The following is a 22,579-nucleotide window of genomic DNA, read 5'->3' as shown; positions in this document are numbered from 1 at the left end:
AGGCCAGCCCGTTCAGCTCCCCCAGAGCCGCCAGATCAGCAGCGCATGACAGGCCAGCACGACCAGGGTCAGGGGCATGCGCAGGGACTGGTACCAGCTGGGCAGCCGCGCCCCGCCCTCCCGGGAGAGCTCATGGAGGCGAACCAGCACGAAGCCGAAGGCCAGCACCCAGGCGCCGGTGAGCGGGTGGAGCAGCAGCGCGGTCCAGGCGACCAGGCTCGGGACCATGGCGAGCAGCATGCGCCATCGGAAGGCGGCCTCGCCGGGGTGCTCCCGGCACATCGCCACGCCCCACTGCACCCCACCGAGGAAGGAGAGGATCACCGCGCCGTAGCCCAGGAAGGCCCGCACGGCGACGACCTGCCAGGCGACGGGCGCCAGCCATGCCGCCGCCACGCTCGCCAGGAAGGGCAGCAGGCCGGCCAGGCCGAGCCACAGCGGCAGCGCAGGGATCGCGACCCGCATCATGGTTCCCCCACCGGGGCAGCGACGGCGGGCGCCCAGAGGGCCGCATAGGTACCGTCGGGATCGTAGCGCCCGGCCTGGTCCTGGACGTCCAGTACACGTGGCCGGGTGTCGCGCCCCACCCCGGCCAGGTGACGCCAGTTGCCCCAGTTGCTGGCCACATCGTGGTCGACCAGGCAGTGCTCGAACCAGGCCGCGCCCAGACGCCAGTCCCCGCCGAGATCATGCACCAGGTAGCTCGCCGCGTTCTGGCGCGCCCGGTTGGAAAGCCAGCCGGTGGCGGCCAGCTCGCGCATGGCGGCATCCACGAGGGGCACGCCGGTGTGGCCATCACGCCAGGCGCAAAAGCTCTCGCCGGGGACCGGAAGCTCACGCCCGCCGAACAGTGCAGCACCCTCCTGCCGCGCCGCCCAGTGGAAGTAGTCGCGCCACAGCAGCTCGAAGACCAGCCAGTAGCTCGAGTCGCTGGCGCCGTGCCTGGCCTCCCAGGCACGCACCGCATCGTGTACCTGGCGCGCCGAGAGGCAACCCTGGGCCAGCCAGGGCGAGAGCCGGGTGGAGAAGTCACCGGCAAGGCCGTTGCGGGTCTGCTTGTAGCGCGCCACGGCGCCGCTCTCCCAGAGGTAGTGATCGAGCCGCGACCAGCCCGCCGCCTCGCCGCCGGCAAAGGCAAAGTCGCCGCGACGGTCCGGGGCCCAGACGGCCGCCCGAGCGCAGACCTTGTCCAGAGGCGGGAAGCCGCGCGGGGCACCCGCTGGCCAGTCAGGCAGGGTCACCGGCGCCGGGACGGCGCCGGGGACCGACCAGGCCCGCTCCACCCGGCGACGAAACGCCGAGAAGCTGGAGGGCATGTCGTCCACCGCCATGGGCAGGGCGGCCTCGTCGAGCAGCGTGCCGGCGTCCTGGCGGGAAAGGGTCACGGCATTGCCCAGCCGCTCGGCCAGTCGCGCGGTGGCCTGCCTCTCCTCCCAGCCGGCATCGGCGCGTACCCGGATCTCATCGATGCCATGCTCGACGACCAACTCCGCTACCGCATCGACGGGGTCGCCGATGCGCACCAGCAGGTCACTGCCACGCTTTAGCAGCTCACCGCGTAGCTCGATCAGGCTCTGCCAGAGAAACTGCAGGCGCGCCGACCCGATCCGCGACGCATCGAGACCGGGCAAGGGAGTCAGCCAGGCATCGTCCAGCACGTAGACGCAGAGCAGTGACTCGGGCGGCATCGAGAAGTGGAACAGGGGGTTGTCGGCCAGGCGCAGGTCGTTACGCAGCCATACCAGCATCCGGCTCATGGCGCGTCCTCCCGTCGCCCTGCCTCACGGCGGCAGCGTTCACTGCAGTGGCGAACCTCCTCCCAGCAGCGGGCCCACTTGCGTCGCCAGGCGAAGGGGCGCGCGCACTGCGCGCAGGCCTTGTGCGGAAGATGCGGCTTGCGATGCATGGGGCAACCTCGAACATGGACAGCGTCAAGTAATAGTACAGCATCTGTACAAATAATACCGCCTGCTGCCGCCTCGGGCGACCCAGCGAAGGAGACCCATAAAGAAGGGCCGCCCGAAGGCGGCCCCGCGATCACAGACCCTGGCAGACCCGAGTCAGGAGCCGCCCGTCCCGCCGGGCTCGCGACGTGCGTTGCGCTCGGTCTCCATCCCGCTCTTCAGCTCGTGGGTCAGGGGGTCGTAGTTCGGCTTGAGCTCATCCTTGACGGTGCCTCCCCAGAGCCGGGAGCCGACGAAGTAGCCGGCACGACCGATCACGTGGGCGGCCACGGGAGCGGTCATCAGGATGAAGAGGATCACGCCCAGGGCCCGCGCTACCACCGCTACCTGGGCGAAGTGCATCGCCACTGCCAGCATGATCAGGGTGGCCCCCAGGGTCGCGGCCTTGGTGGTGGCGTGCATCCGGGTCAGCAAATCGGGCAGGCGCACCACCCCCAGCGCCGCCAGGAACATGAAGATCGACCCGGCCAGTATCAGCCCGCCCTTGAGGAACTCAATCATCGCGGGGCCCCCCGCGCTCCAGGAAGCGGGCGAAACCGATGGCGGCCATGAACGCCATCAGCGCCATGACGATGGCCACGTCGAGCAGGCTCGGCACGTCGGTGGCGATGGCGACCACACCGATGATGCCGACGAGGACCGACGAGAAGAGCTCCAGGGCCACCACCCTGTCCGGCAGGCTGGGCCCGCGGAACAGGCGCACGAAGGCCAGGCACAGCGCCAGGGCCATCACCGCCAGGCTCAACAGGATTACGGTCGACACGGGGGTCACCTCCTTGCACTAATGGAAGAGCTCCAGCGCCCGGCGCTCCAGCTCCGCCAGGCTGCGCCTGAGTTCCGGCTCGTCGTCCAGGAACATGGCGTGGATGTAGAGTACGCGGCGATCGTCGGAGACATCCAGGCTCAGGGTGCCCGGCGTCAGCGAGATCAGGTTGGCGACGAAGGCGATCTCGAATTCGGTGCGGGCCTTCAGGGGCATGGCGATCACCCCCGGCTTCATGTACCAGGGGGGAGTGACGATGTCGTAGGAGACCTTGAGGTTGGCCATCACCAGCTCCTTGAGGAAGAAGCCGACGAAGCGCACGAGCCGCGGCAGCCGCTGCGCGTGCCCGGCCAATGCCGGCACCTGGGGCTGGATCAGCGCCAGCACCAGGTAGCCGAAGGTCAGGCCGGCGAGCAGGTTGAGGCCGCTGAAGTCGCCGGTAAGCACCACCCAGGCGAAGCCCAGCAGCAGGTTCCAGGCGGCCCCGATCATGGCATCACCTCCCCGGCCTCGCCCGGCTCTGCTCCTGATCCAAGAACCGCCTCGATGTAGCGCTCGGGCGCCAGCAGCTGGCCGGCCGAGGCCTCGGCCAGGGCATAGATGGGCTCGGCATTGAGGCCGATGAACAGGGTGCACAGCGCCAGGCCGACCACCGGCGCGGCCATCAGCCACATCTCACGCGACGCGACCTCCGGATAGGGGTCGACGTCGCCCTCCGGTGGCGTCGACTTCCAGAACACCTCGGCCCAGATCTTGATCATCGAATAGAGGGTGAGCAGCCCCACCAGCAGGGCGATGAAGGTCACCCCGTAGGCCTGTGCCTCGATGCCGGCACGGATCACGATGAACTTGGCGAAGAAACCGGACAGGGGCGGCATCCCGGCCAGCGACAGCGCCGGGATCAGGAACAGCACGGCCAGCCACGGGTGGCTGCGATAGAAGCCGCCCAGCGACTTCAGCTGGTAGGTACCGCGCAGCCGGTGGACGATGCCGCTCACCAGGAAGAGATTCGTCTTCACGATGATGTGATGCATGATGTAGAAGACCCCGCCGATGATCGCCAGGGGCGTGAACAGCGCCAGCCCCAGGATCATGTAGCCGATCTGGCTGACGATATGGAACGACAGGATGCGCCGGAACTCGAACTGCGCCGCCGCCCCCAGCACCCCGGAGAGCATGGTGAACCCCGCCCCCCACAGCAGGATCTCGTGGGTATAGCCCGGGCTCTGGTGGAAGATCAGGGTGAACACCCGGAACAGCGCATAGACCCCGACCTTGGTCAGCAGGCCGGCGAACAGCGCCGAGACGGCCACCGGCGGGGTGTGGTAGGAGGCCGGCAGCCAGAAGAACAGCGGGAAGGCCGCCGCCTTGATGCCGAAGGCGACCATGAACATCATCGCCAGCACATCGACCATGCCGTCGTCCTCCAGGGTCGCCAGGCGACGGGCGATGTCGGCCATGTTGAGCGTGCCCACCATGCCGTAGAGCAGCCCCACCGCGACCAGGAAGATCACCGAGGAGACCAGGTTGAGGGTGACATACTTGATCGCCCCCTCCATCTGCGCCTTCTCGCTGCCAAGGATCAGCAGCGCGAAGGAGGCCACCAGCATCACCTCGAACCAGACATAGAGGTTGAAGATGTCGCCGGTGAGGAAGGCCCCGGCGACCCCGGCCAGCAGCAGGTGCATCAGCGGGAAGTAGCCGTAGGCCTCGTGGCCGCGCCCTACCGTGGCCAGCGAGAAGAGCGCCACGGCGAAGCCGATGATGCCGGTGAGCACCACCATGATCGCCCCCAGCAGGTCGGCCACCAGGCTGATGCCGAAGGGCGCCGGCCAGCCGCCCATGTGCATCACCAGGATGCCGTCGCGGTTGACCGTGGCCAGCAGCCACAGGCTGGTCAGCAGCAGAGCGGCGGTACCTGCCACGGCGACGAAGCGCTGCATGCTTCGCGAGCGCCAGAAGACCAGCGACACGGCCCCCGCCAGCAGCGGGATGAGGATGGGCAGCGCGATCTGGGGGTTCACGTGTCGGTATCCTTCATCTTGTCCAGGTCATCGGCACGCACGATCTCCCAGGCGCGACGCACCAGCACCACGGCGAACGACAGCACCCCGAAGGCGATGACGATGGCGGTGAGCACCAGCGCCTGGGGCAGCGGGTCCGCCACCGCCCCCTCCGGCGCCGTCAGGCCCTGCGGGACCAGCGGCGGCGCGCCGCGCACCATGCCCGCCGTGGCGAAGATCAGCAGGTTGGCGGCATTGGAGAGCAGCATCAGCCCGATCACCAGCTTGACGATGGAGCGGCGCAGCATCATGTAGATGGCGGCGGCGAACAGGACGCCGATGGTGATGGCCATCAAGGGCTCCATGGAGCCTCCTTAGCGTTCGTCGTCTTCCTGATCGGTCTTGACCAGCGCGGTGATCGCCGTGAGCACCGAGCCCACCACTACCAGGTAGACGCCGATATCGAAGATCAGCGGCGTCGAGGCCTTGAAGTCGATGACCGGGATGGTCCACCACTGGGCGGTGAAGAAGGGCTCGCCGACCCACCAGGCGGGCAGGGTCGCGGCCACCCCGAGCAGCAGTCCCATGCCGACCAGGTCGCGGGGCGAGACCTTGAGCATCTCGCTCAGGGCGCGACGACCGCGGGCAAAGAGGTAGAGCGCGAAGGCCCCCGCCGCCACCAGGCCGGCGATGAAGCCGCCCCCCGGCTCGTCGTGCCCGCGCAGCAGCAGGAACAGCGAGAACATCAGCTGCAGCGGCAGCAGCAGCCGCGCCGCCACATTGAGGATCAGCGTACCGGATCTAACCATCGTCTCTCTCCCGCGGCGGCGCCTGGCGCCGGGCATCGTACGCCTCGGCATGGAAGCGCAGCATGGCATAGACGCCGATGGCCGCCAGCGCCAGCACGAACATCTCGCCCAGGGTGTCCAGCGCCCGGAAGTCGACCAGGATGACGTTGACGATGTTGTGGCCATGGCCCAGCGGCTGACTGTTGGCGACCATGTAGTCCGAGATCCGCGGCAGCCGCTCGCCGGAGAGCACCGCGAGCATCAGCAGGGTGATCAGGCCGCCGCTGAGGCTCGCCACCGCCAGGTCGCGCAGCCGCTCGGTAGGCGTGGAAAGGGTGGCGAAGCGCGGCAGGCGGAACAGCACCAGCACCAGCAGGATCACCGTCAGGGTCTCCACCAGCAGCTGGGTGATCGCCAGGTCCGGGGCACTGAACAGCACGAAGGTCAGGGCGATGGAGAAGCCCATGACGCCCAGCGCGGCCACCGCTGCCAGTCGCGAGCGCATCACGCAGGCCGCCACGGCACCGGCAATCATCAGGCCGGCGACCACGGCCTCGTGAAAGTAGACCGCCAGGGCGATGTCGAGCGTGAAGGTGTGGCGGAAGAAGAGCGCATGGCCGACCAGGCCCACCAGCACCAGCAGGGTCACCACCAGGTAGTTGCGGAGTTGCCCGTTCTGCAGCATGCGGGTCTGCCATTCGGCAACGCTCACCAGGCCGGCCATCAGCGCCTCATAGCCGGCCTCCGGGCCGCGGGCCATGAGCGGCTCGAGGCGTGCCAGCCGGGCCCGCAGGAGGTCCCAGTGGCGATAGGCCAGCAGGCCAAGCGCCAGGCTCGCCAGCGACAGCAGCAGCGGCAGGTTGACGCCGTGCCACAGCGCCAGGTGCACCTCGGCCCCGGCGCCTGTCCCGATGCCGGCCACGGTGGCGCCCACCAGGGGGTCGAGCAGGCCCGGCGCCAGGCCGAAGGTCAGCGACAGCAGGGCCAGCAGGGCGGGCCCCGCGAGCATGCCATGTGGCGCTTCATGGGGCGCCCGCGGGGTCTCGCGGGGGGCACCGAAGAAGGGGCGCAGGGCGACGATGGCCGCCACGGCCAGGGTCAGGAAGGCCGCAGTGAAGGCGAGCAGCAGGATCAGGGGGCGCCAGGCGCTGGCCTCGAGCACCGACGCGAACATCAGCTCCTTGCCCACGAAGCCCAGCAGGGGCGGCAGCCCGGCCAGCGACAGCGCTGCAATCCCGGCTACCAGGGCCGTCCGCGGCATCACCCGCCGCAGCCCTCCCATGGCGGTGACGTCCTTGGTGCCAGTCTCGTGGTCGAGGATGCCAGCCACCATGAACAGCGCCCCCTTGTAGAGCGAGTGGGCCAGCAGGAAGGCCACGAAGGCGACCAGCGCCCCCTCGGTGCCGATGCCGAGCAGCATGGTCAGGGCGCCCAGCGCCATCACCGTGGAGTAGGCCAGCAGCTTCTTGACGTTGGTGTGCTGGATCGCCAGAAAGGCGCCGGTGGCCATGGTCAACGCACCCACCAGCGAGAGGGTGACCACCCAGCCATCGGTGCCGCCCAGGGCGGGATGCAGCCGGGCGAGCAGGTAGACCCCCGCCTTGACCATGGTCGCCGAGTGCAGGTAGGCCGAGACCGGCGTGGGGGCCGCCATGGCGTTGGGCAGCCAGAAGTGGAAGGGGAACTGCGCCGACTTGGTGAAGGCGCCCAGCAGCACGCAGACCAGCAGCGGCGTATAGAGCGCATGCTCGCGCAGCAGCTCGCCGCGGTCGGTGAGCTCGGCCAGCGACCAGCTGTCGCCGGCCACCGCGAGCATGGCGAAGCCGGCAAGCAGCGCCAGGCCGCCGCCCACGGTGACGAAGAGCCCCTGGAGCGCTGCCTTGCGGGCGGCGAGGTCGGTGTGGTTGAAGCCGATCAGCAGGTAGGAGGTGATGCTGGTCAGCTCCCAGAACACGAAGAGCGTGACCAGGTTGTCGGCCAGCACCAGGCCCAGCATCGACATCATGAAGGCGGTGATCACCACCAGGAAGCGCGGCAGGTCGCGATGGCCGCGCAGGTACTCCCCGGAGTAGACCAGCACCAGGGCGCCGATCACCGTGATCAGCATGGCGAACAGCCAGGCGAGGCCGTCGATCAGGAAGGTCAGGGTGATGTCGAGCCCCGGCACCCAGGCCCACTCCAGCAGCAGGACCTCACCGGAGGCGACCGCTGGCCAGTGGCCGAGCAGCCAGGCCGCCAGGGAGGCGGGCAGCAGGGCCATCACCAGCGGCGTCCGGGCCCCGAACCAGTGATGCAGCAGCGGGGCCATCCCCGCCACCACGAAGCCTCCCAGCACGGCCAGTTGCATCAGGCGCCCTCCCCTGTCGTGACGGCGAGCGCGGCATCGTCGCCGCCCCGCCGATTAGAACGATCAACTCTATAGAGACAAGGTGTTGAAAGGCAAGGAGGCGGCGAGCGAGTTCCCTTTGCGTTAGAGTGGGAAGGTGCCAAGCCATGGGGGGGGCGACCCGACCCAGGGAGGGGATGCGACCGCATGTCGCTTGCGTCATCCTGTCCTGCGGGCACGCTATGCCCTCCCCGTTTACGGACCCGCGCAGGATGACCGATCGATGACATTGCTGTGGATAGCCCTGCTACCCCTGCTGGGGGTGCTGGTGCCCGCGTTCACCGAGCGACGCGGGCGACGTTTCTGCTCCCTGGCCACCGCGCTGCTGCCCGCCCTGGCGCTGGTGCTGATGATCGGCCAGCTGCCGGCCCTGGCGGCCGGCGAGGCGCTGCGCTTCGCCGTGGACTGGGTGCCCACCCTGGGCCTCGACCTGGCCTTCCGGCTCGATGGCCTGTCGCTGCTGTTCAACCTGCTGATCATCGGGATCGGCCTGCTGATCCTGCTCTACGCGCATTACTACCTGACGCCGGAGGAGCCCTTCGGGCGCTTCTACGCCTACCTGATCCTGTTCATGGCCTCCATGGTCGGCATCGTGATGGCCGACAACCTGCTGCTGCTGTGGCTCTTCTGGGAACTCACCAGCATCTCCTCCTTCCTGCTGATCGGCTTCTGGTCGCACCGCAGCGACGCCCGCAAGGGGGCGCGCATGGCGCTGACCGTGACCGGTGCCGGCGGCCTGGCGCTGCTCGCCGGCCTGCTGCTGCTGGGGGAGATGGTCGGCAGCTACGACATGAACGTGGTGCTCGAAAGCGGCGACGCCATCCTCGCCGACCCGCGCTATCCGCTGATGCTGGTGCTGGTGCTGCTCGGCGCCTTCACCAAGTCGGCGCAGTTCCCCTTCCAGTTCTGGCTGCCCCATGCCATGGCCGCGCCGACCCCGGTCTCCGCCTACCTGCACTCGGCAACCATGGTCAAGGCCGGCATCTTCCTGATGGCGCGCCTGCACCCGGCCATCGCCGGCAGCGAGCTGTGGTCGGTCATCGTCTCGCTGGTCGGCATGGCGACGCTGCTCTACGGCGCCTGGTTCGCCCTGCTCAAGACCGATCTCAAGGGCATCCTGGCCTTCTCCACGGTCAGCCACCTGGGGCTGATCACCGTGCTGCTGGGCATCGGCACGCCCATGGCCGTGCTCGCGGCGCTCTTCCATATCCTCAACCACGCCACCTTCAAGGCGGCGCTGTTCATGAGCGCGGGCATCATCGACCACGAGACCGGCACCCGGGAACTTGGCCGCCTGGGGGGCCTGCGCCGGGCCATGCCGGTCACCGCGGTACTGACCAGCGTGGCGGGCGCCGCCATGGCCGGGGTGCCGCTGCTCAACGGTTTCCTCTCCAAGGAGATGTTCTTCACCGAGACTTTGGAGAGCCCGGTGCTGGGCGGGCTGAGCTGGCTGCTGCCGGTACTCGCCACCCTGGGTGGCATCCTCTCGGTGGCCTACTCGCTGCGCCTGGTGCATGCGGTCTTCTTCAGGCCGGCCCGCGAGGCGCCGCCGAAGTCGCCCCACGAGCCGCCCTGGCCGATGCGCGCCCCGGTAGTACTGCTGGTGGTGCTCTGCGTGGTCGTGGGACTGGCCCCGGTGCTGGCGGAGGGGCTGCTCGGCCTGGCGCTGGCACCGGTGCTGGGCGAGACGTTCACGTTCCACCTGGCGATCTGGCACGGCGTCAACCTGCCGCTGATGATGAGCCTGGTGGCGCTGGTCGCAGGCGTGGCGACCTACTGGCGCCACCCCGACCTGCGCCGCTTCCTCAAGGGCTTCCGCCCGGTGGATGCCCGCCTGGTGTTCGAGGCCGCCGTGCAGCGGCTGGGACGTGGCGCCGAGGTGGGCCTGGCACGCTTCGACGGCGGCTCGCTGCAGCGCTACATGACCTGGCTACTGCTGGCCGCACTGGTGATGGGGAGCCTGGGCCTCGCGGGCATGCCGCTGCTCACCGGCAGCAAGGGCAACCAGCCCCTCGACGGCATCCTGCTGCTGGGCGCCGGCCTGCTGATCTTCGGCGGCATCGCCACCGCCGCCACCCACCGCTACCGCCTGATCTCGCTGCTGATGCTCTCGGTGGTGGGCCTGGTGGTCGCCCTGACCTTCGCCCGCTTCTCCGCGCCCGACCTGGCGCTGACCCAGCTCTCGGTGGAGGTGGTGACCATGATCCTGCTGATGCTGGCGCTGTTCTTCCTGCCCCAGAAGACGCCCCGGGAGTCCTCGAATCGCCGCAGCCTGCGCGACGCGGTGCTGGCTGGCGCCCTGGGCATGGTGGTCGCCAGCCTCAACTATGCGGTGCTGACGCGGGACAATGCGCCCATCTCCGGCTTCTTCCTGGAGAACAGCGTGCCCGGCGGCGGCGGCCACAATGTGGTCAACGTCATCCTGGTCGACTTCCGCGGCTTCGATACCCTGGGCGAGATCACCGTGCTGGCGCTGGCGGGCCTGGCGATCTTCAAGCTGCTCAACCGGCTGCGGCTGTTCATGCCGCACAGCGACGGCGAGGGCCGCCTCTGGTCGCCGGACCGCTATCCAGCGATCCTCACCTCCATCTCCATGGCCCTGCTGCCACTGGCCCTGCTGGTATCGGCCTTCATCTTCCTGCGCGGCCACAACCAGCCCGGCGGCGGCTTCATCGCCGGCCTGGTCACCGCCGTGGCGCTGATCCTGCTCTACATGGCCCGCGGCGTGGAGTGGACCCAGCAGCGCCTCGACTTCCCCTACCAGCCGGTGGCGATCGCCGGAGTGGCCGTCGCCACCCTCACGGGGCTCGGCAGCTGGCTGTTCGGCCACCCCTTCCTGACCTCGGCCTTCGGTCACTTCCACCTGCCGCTGGTCGGCGACTTCGAACTGGCCACCGCCATGCTCTTCGACCTCGGCGTCTACCTCGCCGTGGTGGGCGCCACGCTGATGATCCTCGCCAACCTGGGCAAGGTCACCACACCCCACCGCCCGGCCAAGGAAGCCGCCAGCAGCTTCGACACCGCCCCCCCCTCGCGACCCGGCAAGGAGAAACGTTGATGGAAAGCCTCTACGCCATCACCACCGGCGTGCTGACCGCCTGCGGGCTCTATCTGGTCCTGCGCGGCCGCACCTTCCCGGTGGTGGTCGGCCTCACCCTGCTCTCCTATGCGGTCAACCTCTTCCTGTTCTCCATGGGCGGGCTGACCACCGATGGCGCCGCCATCCTCGACGGGCCGGCGGACTATGCCGACCCGTTGCCCCAGGCGCTGGTGCTCACCGCCATCGTGATCGGCTTCGCCATGACCGCCTTCGTGGTGATCCTGGCCATGCGCGCGCGCAGCGAGGCGGGCAACGACCATGTCGACGGCCGCAAGCATGAAGACGGGGAGGGCCGCCCGTGATGCAGCACCTGATCGTCCTGCCCGTGGTGCTGCCGCTGGTCGCCGGCATCCTGCTGCTCTATCGCCGCCAGGGGGCCACCCGGGCCAAGCGCCTGGTCGGGGTCGCCGCCACGGCCCTGCTGGTGGTGGTCGGCATCGCCCTGGTGGCCCGTGCCGCCGGCGGCGAGGTCACCTACTATGCGCTGGGTGGCTGGCAGCCGCCCTTCGGCATCGTGCTGGTTCTCGACCGCCTCTCAGCGCTGATGGTGCTGCTCAGCGCGGTGCTCGCCCTGGGGGCGGTGGTGTTCGCCTGTGCCGGCGACGACGAGCGCGGCAGCAACTTCCACGGCCTCTTCCAGTGGCAGCTGATGGGCATCAACGGCGCCTTTCTCACCGGTGACCTGTTCAACCTCTTCGTGTTCTTCGAGGTGCTGCTGCTCGCCTCCTACGCCCTGCTGCTGCACGGCGGCGGCAAGGCGCGCATCCAGGCCGGGGTGCACTACGTGGTGCTCAACCTGGCCGGCTCCTCGCTGTTCCTGATCGCCGTGGGCGTGCTCTACGGCGCCACCGGCACCCTCAACATGGCCGACATGGCGGTGCGCCTCGGTGAGCTGCCCGCCGAGCGGGCCGGGCTGGTCACCGCCGGCGGCTTGATGCTGCTGGTGGTGTTCGGCCTCAAGGCGGCGATCCTGCCGCTCTACTTCTGGCTGCCGCGGGCCTACGCCGCCGCGCCTGCGCCGGTGGCGGCGCTGTTCGCCATCATGACCAAGGTCGGCATCTACGCCATCCTGCGGGTCTACTCCCTGGTCTTCGGCGAGCATGCCGGGCCGCTGGCGGACCTCGAGCAGGCCTGGGTGTGGTGGCTGTCACTGGGCACCCTGGCGGCGGCCGGGGTCGGCGTGCTCGCGGCCCGTGACCTGCGCCTGCTGGTGGCCTACCTGGTGCTGGTCTCGGTGGGCACCCTGCTGGCCGGCATCGGCATGGGCTCGCCGGCCGCCGTCTCCGCCCTGCTCTACTACCTGATCCACACCACCCTGATCACCGGCGGTCTCTTCCTGCTGGCCGAGCTGATCGGCCTGCAGCGGGGCAAGGCCGGCACCCGCCTGGTCAAGGGCCGCCCCCTGCATCAGGGCGGCTGGCTGGCCGGGCTGTTCTTCGTCGGTGCCGTGGCGGTGGCCGGCGTGCCCCCGCTCTCCGGGGCCATCGGCAAGGCCCTGATGATGGCGGCCGCCGAGGGCGGCCAGCGCGCCTGGCTGTGGCCGCTCCTGCTGGGCACCGGCCTGTGCGCGCTGGTCGCCCTGTCCCGGGCCGGTTCCACGCTGTTCTGGCGCAGCCAGGGGGAGCCGATGGGCCTGCCCCTGCCGCGGCGCCAGTGGTTTGGGGTCGCCTGGCTGCTGGGCGCCTCGCCGCTGCTGGTGGCCCTGGCCGGCCCGGTGAGCGACTACACCCGAGCCACCGCCGACCAGCTGGCCAACCCCCAGGTGGTGGTCGACGCCCTGATGAACGACGCCGGAGGCACGCCATGATCAAGCCCCGTCCCTGGCTGCCGACGCCACTGCTGTCGATCCTGCTGCTGGCGGTCTGGCTGCTGCTGGTGCGCAGTACCGCCTTCGGCCAGCTCCTGCTGGGTGGTTTCCTGGCGGTGGTGATCCCGCTGGCCACCCACCGGTTCTGGGATGCCCAGCCCCATGTGGCCAGGCCCTGGAAGCTGCTGCGCTTCGTGCTGCGCGTGCTCGGCGACATCCTCGTCGCCAACATCGAGGTGGCCTGGCTGATCGTCAATCCCTGGCGCCGGCTGCGCCCCCACTTCGTGGAATACCCGCTGATGCTGGAGGACCGCTTCACCATCACCCTGCTGGCCAACACCATCAGCCTGACCCCGGGCACGGTATCGGCCAACCTGCGCCTGGACGGCCGGACGTTGCTGATCCATGCCCTGGACGTCGAGGACGAGGAAGCGCTGATCGCGCATATCCGCGAACGCTACGAGCGGCCGCTGAAGGAGATCTACGAATGCTAGACATTGCCCTGTGGACCAGCATGGCCCTGGTAGTGGCGGCCCTGCTGCTCAACGTCTATCGCCTGACGGTGGGGCCGGACATGCCGGACCGGATCCTGGCGCTCGACACCATGTACGTGAACTCCATCGCGCTGATCGTGCTGATGGGACTGTGGCTGAACACCAAGACCTACTTCGAGTCGGCGCTGCTGATCGCCATGCTCGGCTTCATCAGCACCGTGGCGGTCTGCAAGTACCTGCTGCGCGGCGACATCATCGAATAGGAGGCCCCATGACGCTGTACGTGCTTCTCGAGGGCGTGATCGCCTTCCTGCTGGTCGCCGGGGGCGCCTTCGCCTTCATCGGATCGCTGGGCATGGCCCACCTGCGCGACTTCTACATGCGCCTGCACGGTCCCACCAAGGCCACCACCCTGGGGATCGGCTGCATGCTGGTGGCCTCGATGCTCTATTTCTGGGTGATCGACGGCAAGCCCGTCATCCAGGAGATGCTGATCACGCTGTTCCTGTTCATCACCGCCCCGGTCAGCGCCCACCTGCTGGCCAAGACCGGCCTGCACCTGCAGCTGCGACACGAGGACAAGACCCGCGGCAACCCGCCCGAGCTGCGCCCCGAGGAGATCGGCGAGAAGCCGGTGCCCCACCCCGATCGCGGCCACGGCTGATGTAGAACGGGCCCGCCGATGGCGGGCCCGAGGCAGGATGGAAGGGAACCGACGAGGCGTGGCTGGGCCTACACCCAGCCGCCCAGCTCGTTGTCGATGATCCAGAGCAGCGCGGCGACATGGTCGTCGCGATCATTCAGGCAGGGGATGTAGGTGAACGTCTCGCCACCGGCCTCGATGAAGGCGTCACGAATCTCCTCCTCGATCTCCTCCAGGGTCTCCACGCAGTCCGACGAGAAGGCCGGCGACACCACCGCGATGTGCTTCCTGCCCTGGCGGGCCAGCTCGGCGACGTGCTCCACGGTGGCCGGCCCCACCCACTCCTCGGGGCCGAACTTGGACTGGAAGGCGGTCTGGATCGCTCCCTCCTCCCAGCCCAGCCGCTCGCGCAGCAGGCGCGTGGTCTTCTGGCACTGGCAGTGGTAGGGGTCCCCCTCCAGCAGGTAGCGCTTGGGCACCCCGTGGTAGGAGACCACCAGCACCTCGGGGGGCGTCTCGGCGGCGTCGTAGGCCTCGCGCACCGAATTCGCCAGGGCATCCAGGTAGGCGGGATGCTCGAAGTAGGCGGGCACGGTACGAATCGCGGGCTGCCACTTGAGCGCCATCAGGGTGCGGAAGGCCTGGTCGTTGGCGGTGGCCGTGGTCGGCGAGGCGTACTGCGGATAGAGCGGGAAGAAGAGGATCCGCTCGCAGCCCGCGGCCTGCATGCGCTTGAGCACGCTGTCGGTGGAGGGATTGCCGTAGCGCATGCAGAAGTCCACCACCACATCCTCGCCGTACTGCGCGTGGAGCCCGGCCGCGACCTTGCGGGTCTGCTCCCGGGTGATGGTCAGCAGCGGGCTCTCGTCCTTCTCGGTATTCCAGATGCCGCGATAGGCCTCACCGGACTTGAAGGGGCGACGCGAGAGGATGATCAGCTGCAGCAGCGGCTGCCACTTCCAGTCCGGGTAGTCGACCACCCGCTTGTCGGAGAGGAATTCGCTCAGGTAGCGGCGCATCGACCAGTAGTCGGTAGCATCCGGCGTGCCCAGGTTGGCGAGCACCACGCCGACCTTCGGCCTGGCCACCTTGGGGTGGTCGGCCGGGGCATGGGCCAGCCGGCCGCTGCCCGGTGCATCCAGGTCGGGGGAGGCCGTGTCCGGATTCTGGGGGGTCATGCGCGAGCTCCTAGGGGTCGATGAGTCATTGGGTCCCAGTCTAACAGCCCGCTCGCCCGGGGTGGGATGAAGTTGTACTATGAAAAGGATTTGTACAACTTGGGAAAGGGATCATGTCTCGACCGCTCGTGCTGCTGCTCGGCGACCAGCTGAGCCACACCATGGCAAGCCTGCGCGACCTGCCGGACGACACGGTGGTCGCGCTGTGCGAGGTGGCCGCCGAGGGCACCTATGTGCCCCACCATCCCCAGAAGATCGCCCTGATCCTCTCCGCCATGCGCCACTTCGCCGCCGAGCTTCGCGACCGGGGCCACCGGGTGCACTACAGCGCCCTGGACGACCCGGACAATGCCCAGGGGCTGGTCGACGAGGCAGAGCGCCTGGCCGTCCTCTACAGCTGCGACGAGGTCCGCGTGGTGCGCCCCGGCGAGTGGCGGCTGTGGCAGGTGATGCGCGAGCGCGAGGACGCTGCCCTGCCCTGGCGCCTGATCGAGGATGACCGCTTCTTCACGACGCCGGAGGATTTCGCCGCCTGGGCCCGGAAGCGCAAGGCGCCACGGATGGAGCACTTCTACCGGATGATGCGCCAGCGCACTGGCCTGCTGATGGAGGACGGCAAGCCGGCAGGCGGCCGATGGAACTTCGACCATGACAATCGCCAGCCGCTGCCCGCAACGCTGGAGGTTCCCGACCCGCCGAACCACCACCATGACGCCGTCACGGATGACGTGCTGGCGCTGGTGGCGGAGCATTTCGGAGCGCACTTCGGCACCCTCGACACCTTCCACTGGCCGGTCACCCGCCGCCAGGCCCTGGGTGACCTGCGCCATTTTCTCGAGCACCTGCTCCCCGACTTCGGCCGCTACCAGGACGCCATCCACGACGCCGAGCCCTTCCTCTTCCATTCGCGGCTCTCCGCGGCCCTCAACCTGGGCCTGCTCTCGCCACGGGAGGTGTGCGAGGCGGTGGAACGAGAGTATCTCGAGGGACGCGCGCCGCTCAATTCCGTGGAGGGCTTCATCCGCCAGGTGCTGGGCTGGCGGGAGTATGTGCGAGGCCTCTACTGGACGCGAATGCCCGACTACAAGCGTGGCAACGCCCTGGGGGCGAGCCGTGGTCTGCCCGCCGCCTTCTGGAGCGGCGACACCGACCTGCGCTGCCTGAGACGCGCCATCGAGATGACCCACAACCATGCCTATGCCCATCATATCCAGCGGCTGATGGTCACCGGCAACTTCGCCCTGCTCTGCGACGTGGCCCCCGAGGCGCTCTGCGACTGGTACCTGGCGGTCTACGCCGATGCCTGCGAATGGGTGGAGCTGCCCAACACCTTAGGGATGGTGCTGCATGCCGACGGGGGCCTGATGGGCTCCAAGCCCTACTGCGCCTCGGGGAAGTATATCGACCGCATGTCGGACCACTGCCGGCACTGCCGCTATGACCCGAAGCGGGCCACGGGCCCCGACGCCTGCCCCTTCAACAGCCTCTACTGGGCCTTCCTCGAACGCCACGCAGACACCCTCTCTGCCAACCCGCGCATGAAACTGATCTACGGCAGTCTTCGGCGAATGAGCGACGACAGGCGCGCGGCCCTGCGGGAGCAGGCCGAGGCCTTCCTGGCACGGCTCGACACCGCGCCCGCCTGTTCACCCACCCATGGCCAGGGCCCCCACCGGGCGGGCTACGCACCCCCACGGGAGACGACACCATGACCCCACGCGAGACCCTCGAGGCCCGCGCCCCGGCGACCCTCTACCATGATGGTCACTGCCCGCTCTGCCAGCGCGAGGTGGCCTGGCTGGCGCGCCATCCGCGCCGCGCGCGGGTCAGGCTGGTGGATATCCAGTCACCGGACTTCAACGCGGCGGCCCTCGGCACCACCTTCGAGGCGATGATGGGCAAGTTGCACGTCCGCGATGCCGGCAACCGCTGGTACATCGGCATGGATGCCAGCCGGGCGCTCTACGCAGTGCTGGGCTACCGGCGGCTGGTGTGGTTGAGCACCCTGCCGGGGATCGCGGGGCTGATGGATGCGGGGTATGGATGGTTCGCCCGCCGCCGGGTGCGCCTGGGGCGCTGGCTGCAGCGGCGGCGGCAGGCCAGGGAGGAGGGGTAGGGTCAGAAGACCAGCGGCATGCGCGAGGTCAGCGGGTCCTGATAGTGGGCCTCGCGCCCGATCATCTCGTCGTGGGGCACCTGCTGGACCAGGTAGGCGCGATGGATGCCGGCGCGCTTGAGCTCGAGGTAGACGTCATCCAGCGAGCGGAACAGCACCGGCTTGGCGGCGCGGCTCAGCATGTGGCGCTGCCCCTCCATATCCTCCAGCTCCACCTGGTAGAACCTGCTGCCGGCATGGCCGATCACGCGGATCTCGAAGTTGTCGTGGCGAGCCACGAAGGCTTTCAGTTCCTGGAATTCCATGGGTCCTTCCTCCTGATGTCCGGGTCGATGATGTCGAGATACACGATCGGGCACAGCCTGACTGCACCCGATGACGGTATCGTGTCGTCGACGTTATCTTGCTGTGACCCTGACCGCTTCGTCAGGTTCCGGACCTACTGATATTCGGAAGGATCGATCGCCTTGCCCAGGGAGTTGCGGTCCACCCAATTGCCGGCCTTGGTCTCCTTGTAGCGGAACACCACACGGTCGCCGACCTGGACCGGCAGCTCGGCGTCCTCGGTCTGGTAGCTGTACGCCTCGCCGTCCACCACCAGGTGGTAGCGGTAGAGGTCGGGCATGCCCAACCACTCCTTGAAGGGGCCTTCACGCTCCATCGACTGGAGCTCGCCGCGCCCCTCGAGCTTCGGGGTGCGCCGGCGATTGCCGCGTCGGAATCCGCCTGCCATGCTGCCTCCTTCCTGTGTGATTCGAGGGCTCGGCATTATACGGGGCCGGTCGCGGGACTCAAGGGCGCCGTCACTCGCCGAAGGCCTCGCGGTAGCTGTCCGGCGCCAGGTCCTCGAAGCGGGTGTACTTGCCGATGAACGCCATGTGCACGGTGCCGATGGGGCCGTTACGCTGCTTGCCGATGATGAATTCGGCCAAGCCCTGATTGTCGGGGTTATCCGGATTGTAGACCTCGTCACGATAGACGAAGCCGATGATGTCGGCATCCTGCTCGATGGCCCCGGACTCGCGCAGGTCCGACATCACCGGGCGCTTGTTGGGACGCTGCTCCAGGGAGCGGTTGAGCTGGGAGAGTGCCACCACCGGGCAGCCGAACTCCTTGGCGATGCCCTTGAGCGAGCGGGAGATCTCGGAGATCTCGCCGGTGCGGTTCTCGGAGAAGCCGGGGATCTGCATCAGCTGCAGGTAATCGACCATGATCAGCGACAGGTTGCCGTGCTCGCGCACCACCCGGCGGACGCGAGAACGGATCTCGCTGGGCGACAGCGCGGCGGTGTCGTCGATGAACAGCTGCTTGTCCTTGAGCAGGTTGACCGCCGAGGTCAGCCGCGGCCAGTCCTCGTCCTCCAGCTGGCCGGTCCGCACCCGGGTCTGGTCGATGCGACCCAGCGAGGAGAGCATGCGCAGCATCAGCGAGTCGGCGGGCATCTCCATGGAGAAGACCATCACCGGCCTGTCGCTCGAGATCACCGCATGCTCGACCAGGTTCATGGCGAAGGTGGTCTTGCCCATGGAGGGCCGGCCGGCAATGATCACCAGGTCCGAGGGCTGCAGCCCCGAGGTCATCTCGTCCAGGTCGCGAAAGCCGGTGGAGAGCCCGGTCATCTCGCCCTGCATGTTGAACAGCTCGTCGATGCGATCCACCGCCTTGGTCAGCAGCTCGCTCATGCCGATCGGCCCCCCCGACTTGGGGCGCTCCTCGCTGATCTGGAACACCAGCCGCTCGGCCTCGTCGACCAACTCGTCGGCGGGGCGCCCCTGGGGGCTGAAGGCGCCGTCGGCGATCTGGCTGGCCGCACGGATCAGCTTGCGCAGGGTGGCGCGCTCGCGAACGATATCGGCATAGGCGCGGATATTGCTCGCCGAGGGCGTGTTCCTGGCCAGTTCCGCCAGATAGGCCAGCCCCCCCACGGTATCGAGCTGGTCGCGCCCCTCCAGCGCCTCGGAGAGGGTCACCACGTCCAGGGGCCGTTCAGCCTCGGCCAGGTTCGACATGACGTTGAAGATCAGGCGGTGCTCGTAGCGATAGAAGTCATCCGCCATCAGGCGGTCTGCCACGTTGTCCCAGGCCTGGTTGTCGAGCATCAGGCCACCGAGCACCGACTGTTCGGCCTCCAGCGAATGCGGCGGCACCTTGAGGGCGGCGGTTTCCCGGTCGAGGGCGAGGGGTTCATTCATGGTGCGCGGACCTTCAGGGGAAAGGGGCAGGCTCATTCTACGCGATGGCTCGCCCCGACCCCATGCCCGAGGCAGGACGACAAGGCGAATTGATGACACGACGCACGACACGAAAAGGGGGCAAGGATTCACTCCTTGCCCCCTCCCTGTCGAGGCACGCCCGGCGGGCGTGCCGTCGCGCTGGCCTTACTCGGCCACGACCACCACACGCACGGTGGCATCGACTTCGGCATGCAGGTGCAGGTCGATGTCGTACTCGCCGGTCTGGCGGATCGGCCCCTGCGGCATGCGCACTTCGCTCTTGGCGACCTCGATCCCGGCGCTGGAGATGGCCTCGGCCAGGTCACGCGGACCGATCGAGCCGAACAACTTGCCCTCATCGCCTGACTTGGCGACCAGCGACAGTTCGATGTCGTTGAGCTGTTCGGCACGCGCCTCGGCCACGGCCTTGCGCTCGGCGGCCTGGGCCTCGAGCTCGGCACGCTGGGCCTGGAAGGCCTCGATGTTCTCCTTGGTGGCCGGCACGGCCAGGCCGTAGGGCACCAGGTAGTTGCGGCCGTAGCCGGGCTTGACGGTGACCTGGTCACCCAGACCGCCCAGCTTGCCAATCTTGTCGAGCAGAATGACGTCCATTCTCGTAAACCTCTTGTCAGTGGCTGCGGGCCAGTCGTCCGCGGAAGTCCGCGAACGTGTCGATGAAGGCCGCAAGCAGCACGATGAGAATCATGGGCCAGGTGGTGATCAGCAGCACATAGAAGGCGACCAGCCACAGCCCGTTCATTCCCTTCAATCCGATAAAACCATGCACCAGCGCGATGCCGGCCACCAGCAGCGGCACCCAGGCCAGCATGCCCAGGGCCGGGAGCGCCAGCACGGCCCCCAGTACCCCGAGCACCACCAGCACAGCGAGCTCACGGGGCGCCAGGCGCAGGCCGTGGAACTCCTCGCGGAATCCGCCGGGGTTGTAGAGCCCGGCCTGCCAGCCGCGCGCCAGGGCCAGGCAGGCCACGGCGGCGAGCAGCACGATCAGCGCGGTCACGCCGCTGATCAGCAGGCCCGCCAGCTGCTCGGTGTCCATGCCCTGGCGGGAGAGCTCGGCGAGCATCGCCGCGATGTCCGGCGAGCCCTGGCGCAGCTGCTCCAGTACCGGCCCAGCCCCGCCCGGCGGCAGGAAGATGTCCAGCTGGATCATCGCCGCCCCCGCCAGGGTGCCGGCGAGGAGCGCCTCGCTCCAGCGCAGCCGGGCGCGCAGCACCACCGCCATCAGCACCACCAGCAGGACGCTGGCCAGCGGGATGACGTCCCCCTGGGTCCACCACCAGCCGGCCGGCACGGCCGCGGCGATGATCACCGGCAGCGACGCGGCCAGGCCGTGTCGCAGGGTGACCAGGCCTGCCACAGCGGCCCCCAGCCAGAACAGCCAGGGAATCGCGGTGGCCACGGCCGCCCCGGCGGCGGCGTGGGGCGTGCCGCGCATCATCCAGCGGGCGACGGGCAACATCACGCGCGGTGCTTTACTGGTGGCTGTCGGTGTAGGGCAGCAGCGCCAGGTAGCGTGCCCGCTTGATCGCGGTGGACAGCTGGCGCTGGTAACGGGCCTTGGTCCCGGTGATGCGGCTGGGAACGATCTTGCCGGTCTCGGTGACGTAGGCCTTGAGCGTGTCCAGATCCTTGTAGTCGATCTGCTTCACGCCTTCGGCGGTGAAACGGCAGAACTTGCGGCGACGGAAAAAGCGTGCCATGGGAAGACTCCTTCAGAGGTGCGAGGGGATGGCTCAGGCGGATTCGGTGCTGCGCGGCTTCTCGTCGCGACGCACACGCTTCTCTTCCACCGGCTTCATCATCGGTGAGGCCTCGGTGACGGCTTCCTTGGCACGAACCACCAGGCTGCGGATGATGGCGTCGTTGAAGCGGAAGATGTTCTCGATCTCGTCGAGGGTCTCGCCGCTGCACTCGACGTTCATCAGCACGTAGTGAGCCTTGTGGATCTTGTTGATCGGGTAGGCCAGATGGCGACGGCCCCAATCCTCGAGGCGATGCACGGTACCGCCGTTCTCGGTGACGAGGCCGGTATAGCGCTCGACCATGGCCGGGACCTGCTCGCTCTGGTCCGGATGGACCATGAAGACGATCTCGTAGTGACGCATGGGATCTCCTTGCGGTTTGGCAGCTTCCGCAGTGGCGACCTCGTGTCGCTCAGGGGAAGCAAGGAGTGATTGTCTAAAGACGGGTTGTCAGAAGTCAGAAGACAGGAAGACCCGCTCGCAGGACGAGCGGGCGCAGGTATTCTAATGATCCAGGGCTCGACTGGCAAGGCGGGCGTCGCTCAGTTGCCCGGCGCGCGCGCCTGGCGCTGGCGGACCGCCTCGAACAGGCAGATGCCGGTGGCCACCGAGACGTTGAGGCTGGAGACGCTGCCGGCCATGGGCAGCTTGACCAGGGTATCGCAGGCCTCGCGGGTGAGACGCCGCATGCCCTTCCCCTCGGCCCCCATCACCAGCGCCGTGGGGCCGCTGAAGTCGGCCTCGAAGAGGCTCGACTCGGCCTCGCCGGCGGTGCCGGTGATCCAGACGCCGAGCTCCTTGAGCCTGGCCATGGCGCGGGCCAGGTTGGTGACCTGGTAGACGGGCATGCTCTCGGCGGCCCCGCAGGCCACCTTGCGCACCATGGCATTGAGCGGCGCCGCCCTGTCCTTGGGCACGACCACCCCGTGCACCCCGGCGGCATCGGCGCTGCGCAGGCAGGCGCCGAAGTTGTGGACGTCGGTGACACCGTCGAGCACGAGCAGCAGCGGGGGGGCCTCATGGGGCCAGCCCTCGAGCCTCATCCACAGCGAGGTCTCGCCCTCGAAGGCGAGCGGCGTGGCGAAGGCGATGATGCCCTGGTGGGCGGCGCCCTGGGCGAGGCGGTCGAGCTCGTCCCGGGGGCGGGAGTGGAGACGTGCGCCCCCCCGCCGGGCCTGCTCGACCAGCTCGGCCAGGCGCGCACCGGCGCTGCCCTCCTGGACCCAGACCTCGCGGGGCACCTCGCCGCGGTCGAGCAGCGCCCGCACCGCATGCACGCCGAACACCGCCTCGAGCCCCCCGGGCGGGGCCGGCGCGCGAGGCGCCTCCCTTCCCGGATGTCGCCGGGCCCTGCCCTGCTG

At 68.6% G+C, this 22,579-nt stretch carries 27 protein-coding genes; 8 read left to right on the top strand and 19 right to left on the bottom strand.

Annotated features, from left to right (window positions below):
• Window positions 1-12: 12 nt before the first annotated feature.
• The 10 genes from SCI24_RS12680 to SCI24_RS12635 all read right to left on the bottom strand — a co-directional run bounded on the left by SCI24_RS12680 (window position 13) and on the right by SCI24_RS12635 (window position 7,865).
• Complete coding sequence (locus SCI24_RS12680) at window positions 13-465, bottom strand: DUF3429 domain-containing protein (protein WP_318725719.1); 453 nt, start codon at window positions 463-465, stop codon at window positions 13-15.
• The gene (locus SCI24_RS12675) at window positions 465-1,757 is read right to left on the bottom strand and encodes a DASH family cryptochrome (RefSeq protein WP_318725718.1); all 1,293 of its coding nucleotides are present in this window, start codon (window positions 1,755-1,757) and stop codon (window positions 465-467) included. Before SCI24_RS12675 ends, SCI24_RS12680 begins: the two co-directional genes overlap by 1 nt.
• The gene (locus SCI24_RS12670) at window positions 1,754-1,906 is read right to left on the bottom strand and encodes a DUF2256 domain-containing protein (protein ID WP_318725717.1); all 153 of its coding nucleotides are present in this window, start codon (window positions 1,904-1,906) and stop codon (window positions 1,754-1,756) included. The genes SCI24_RS12675 and SCI24_RS12670 overlap by 4 nt, the downstream gene beginning before the upstream one ends.
• A 154-nt stretch (window positions 1,907-2,060) precedes the next feature.
• On the bottom strand, window positions 2,061-2,465 hold the full coding sequence (gene mnhG, locus SCI24_RS12665) for a monovalent cation/H(+) antiporter subunit G (protein WP_318725716.1): 405 nt from the start codon (window positions 2,463-2,465) through the stop codon (window positions 2,061-2,063).
• Window positions 2,458-2,727 (bottom strand): monovalent cation/H+ antiporter complex subunit F, encoded by a 270-nt coding sequence (locus SCI24_RS12660; protein WP_318725715.1) that lies wholly within the window; start codon window positions 2,725-2,727, stop codon window positions 2,458-2,460. The genes mnhG and SCI24_RS12660 overlap by 8 nt, the downstream gene beginning before the upstream one ends.
• 18 nt (window positions 2,728-2,745) lie before the next feature.
• A complete protein-coding gene (locus SCI24_RS12655; protein ID WP_318725714.1) occupies window positions 2,746-3,219 on the bottom strand; it encodes a Na+/H+ antiporter subunit E in 474 nt (157 codons plus the stop codon).
• Window positions 3,216-4,751, bottom strand: a complete 1,536-nt coding sequence (locus tag SCI24_RS12650) for a Na+/H+ antiporter subunit D (RefSeq protein ID WP_318725713.1) — start codon at window positions 4,749-4,751, stop codon at window positions 3,216-3,218. The genes SCI24_RS12655 and SCI24_RS12650 overlap by 4 nt, the downstream gene beginning before the upstream one ends.
• On the bottom strand, window positions 4,748-5,095 hold the full coding sequence (locus SCI24_RS12645; RefSeq protein ID WP_106230571.1) for a Na+/H+ antiporter subunit C: 348 nt from the start codon (window positions 5,093-5,095) through the stop codon (window positions 4,748-4,750). Before SCI24_RS12645 ends, SCI24_RS12650 begins: the two co-directional genes overlap by 4 nt.
• Before the next feature lie 9 nt (window positions 5,096-5,104).
• On the bottom strand, window positions 5,105-5,539 hold the full coding sequence (locus tag SCI24_RS12640) for a Na+/H+ antiporter subunit B (RefSeq protein ID WP_318725712.1): 435 nt from the start codon (window positions 5,537-5,539) through the stop codon (window positions 5,105-5,107).
• Window positions 5,532-7,865, bottom strand: coding sequence for a putative monovalent cation/H+ antiporter subunit A (locus SCI24_RS12635; RefSeq protein ID WP_318725711.1), 2,334 nt, complete (start codon window positions 7,863-7,865; stop codon window positions 5,532-5,534). The genes SCI24_RS12640 and SCI24_RS12635 overlap by 8 nt, the downstream gene beginning before the upstream one ends.
• A 262-nt stretch (window positions 7,866-8,127) precedes the next feature.
• Here SCI24_RS12635 and SCI24_RS12630 point away from each other — a divergent pair, with 262 nt between their 5' ends.
• Genes SCI24_RS12630 through SCI24_RS12605 form a run of 6 tightly spaced genes read left to right on the top strand, consistent with a single transcriptional unit; the run spans window position 8,128 to window position 13,969 of the window.
• Window positions 8,128-10,962: a monovalent cation/H+ antiporter subunit A gene (locus SCI24_RS12630; protein ID WP_318725710.1), complete on the top strand. Its 2,835-nt coding sequence runs from the start codon at window positions 8,128-8,130 to the stop codon at window positions 10,960-10,962.
• On the top strand, window positions 10,962-11,306 hold the full coding sequence (locus SCI24_RS12625) for a Na+/H+ antiporter subunit C (protein ID WP_106230575.1): 345 nt from the start codon (window positions 10,962-10,964) through the stop codon (window positions 11,304-11,306). Before SCI24_RS12630 ends, SCI24_RS12625 begins: the two co-directional genes overlap by 1 nt.
• Entirely contained in the window at window positions 11,303-12,811 is a 1,509-nt protein-coding gene (locus SCI24_RS12620; RefSeq protein WP_318725709.1) for a monovalent cation/H+ antiporter subunit D, read from the top strand. Before SCI24_RS12625 ends, SCI24_RS12620 begins: the two co-directional genes overlap by 4 nt.
• Window positions 12,808-13,305, top strand: a complete 498-nt coding sequence (locus SCI24_RS12615) for a Na+/H+ antiporter subunit E (protein WP_318725708.1) — start codon at window positions 12,808-12,810, stop codon at window positions 13,303-13,305. The genes SCI24_RS12620 and SCI24_RS12615 overlap by 4 nt, the downstream gene beginning before the upstream one ends.
• Window positions 13,299-13,568, top strand: coding sequence for a K+/H+ antiporter subunit F (locus SCI24_RS12610; RefSeq protein WP_250059830.1), 270 nt, complete (start codon window positions 13,299-13,301; stop codon window positions 13,566-13,568). The genes SCI24_RS12615 and SCI24_RS12610 overlap by 7 nt, the downstream gene beginning before the upstream one ends.
• A gap of 8 nt (window positions 13,569-13,576) precedes the next feature.
• Entirely contained in the window at window positions 13,577-13,969 is a 393-nt protein-coding gene (locus tag SCI24_RS12605; RefSeq protein WP_318725707.1) for a Na+/H+ antiporter subunit G, read from the top strand.
• A 68-nt stretch (window positions 13,970-14,037) separates the two neighbouring features.
• Here the strand turns inward: SCI24_RS12605 and hemH are convergent, their stop codons facing one another.
• On the bottom strand, window positions 14,038-15,126 hold the full coding sequence (gene hemH / locus SCI24_RS12600) for a ferrochelatase (protein WP_318725706.1): 1,089 nt from the start codon (window positions 15,124-15,126) through the stop codon (window positions 14,038-14,040).
• Window positions 15,127-15,239: 113 nt separating this feature from the next.
• Between hemH and SCI24_RS12595 the strand changes: the two genes are divergently transcribed.
• A complete protein-coding gene (locus SCI24_RS12595; RefSeq protein ID WP_318725705.1) occupies window positions 15,240-16,838 on the top strand; it encodes a cryptochrome/photolyase family protein in 1,599 nt (532 codons plus the stop codon).
• Entirely contained in the window at window positions 16,835-17,242 is a 408-nt protein-coding gene (locus SCI24_RS12590) for a DUF393 domain-containing protein (RefSeq protein WP_318725704.1), read from the top strand. Before SCI24_RS12595 ends, SCI24_RS12590 begins: the two co-directional genes overlap by 4 nt.
• 2 nt (window positions 17,243-17,244) lie before the next feature.
• Here SCI24_RS12590 and SCI24_RS12585 read toward each other — a convergent pair whose 3' ends face one another.
• From SCI24_RS12585 to rlmB, 8 genes are all read right to left on the bottom strand, one after another.
• Window positions 17,245-17,547, bottom strand: coding sequence for a DUF6482 family protein (locus tag SCI24_RS12585; RefSeq protein WP_318725703.1), 303 nt, complete (start codon window positions 17,545-17,547; stop codon window positions 17,245-17,247).
• 134 nt (window positions 17,548-17,681) lie between these two features.
• Window positions 17,682-17,975 carry a hypothetical protein gene (locus tag SCI24_RS12580; protein WP_040185486.1) on the bottom strand — a complete coding sequence of 98 codons (294 nt, stop codon included), beginning with the start codon at window positions 17,973-17,975 and terminating at the stop codon, window positions 17,682-17,684.
• Window positions 17,976-18,045: 70 nt separating this feature from the next.
• The gene (gene dnaB, locus SCI24_RS12575; RefSeq protein WP_318725702.1) at window positions 18,046-19,434 is read right to left on the bottom strand and encodes a replicative DNA helicase; all 1,389 of its coding nucleotides are present in this window, start codon (window positions 19,432-19,434) and stop codon (window positions 18,046-18,048) included.
• Between the two features lie 186 nt (window positions 19,435-19,620).
• Entirely contained in the window at window positions 19,621-20,067 is a 447-nt protein-coding gene (gene rplI / locus SCI24_RS12570) for a 50S ribosomal protein L9 (protein ID WP_318725701.1), read from the bottom strand.
• A 16-nt stretch (window positions 20,068-20,083) separates the two neighbouring features.
• Window positions 20,084-20,935 (bottom strand): hypothetical protein, encoded by an 852-nt coding sequence (locus SCI24_RS12565; RefSeq protein WP_318725729.1) that lies wholly within the window; start codon window positions 20,933-20,935, stop codon window positions 20,084-20,086.
• A gap of 13 nt (window positions 20,936-20,948) precedes the next feature.
• The gene (gene rpsR, locus SCI24_RS12560; RefSeq protein WP_013333281.1) at window positions 20,949-21,176 is read right to left on the bottom strand and encodes a 30S ribosomal protein S18; all 228 of its coding nucleotides are present in this window, start codon (window positions 21,174-21,176) and stop codon (window positions 20,949-20,951) included.
• Window positions 21,177-21,209: 33 nt separating this feature from the next.
• Window positions 21,210-21,581, bottom strand: coding sequence for a 30S ribosomal protein S6 (gene rpsF, locus SCI24_RS12555; RefSeq protein WP_040185479.1), 372 nt, complete (start codon window positions 21,579-21,581; stop codon window positions 21,210-21,212).
• 179 nt (window positions 21,582-21,760) lie between these two features.
• On the bottom strand, window positions 21,761-22,504 hold the full coding sequence (rlmB, locus tag SCI24_RS12550) for a 23S rRNA (guanosine(2251)-2'-O)-methyltransferase RlmB (protein ID WP_318725728.1): 744 nt from the start codon (window positions 22,502-22,504) through the stop codon (window positions 21,761-21,763).
• Window positions 22,505-22,579: the final 75 nt, after the last annotated feature.

It is taken from the genome of Halomonas sp., assembly GCF_033549285.1.
GTDB lineage: Bacteria > Pseudomonadota > Gammaproteobacteria > Pseudomonadales > Halomonadaceae > Halomonas.
The sequence above is the reverse complement of the archived record's forward strand: the minus strand, read 5'-3'. Positions and strand labels throughout refer to the sequence as shown.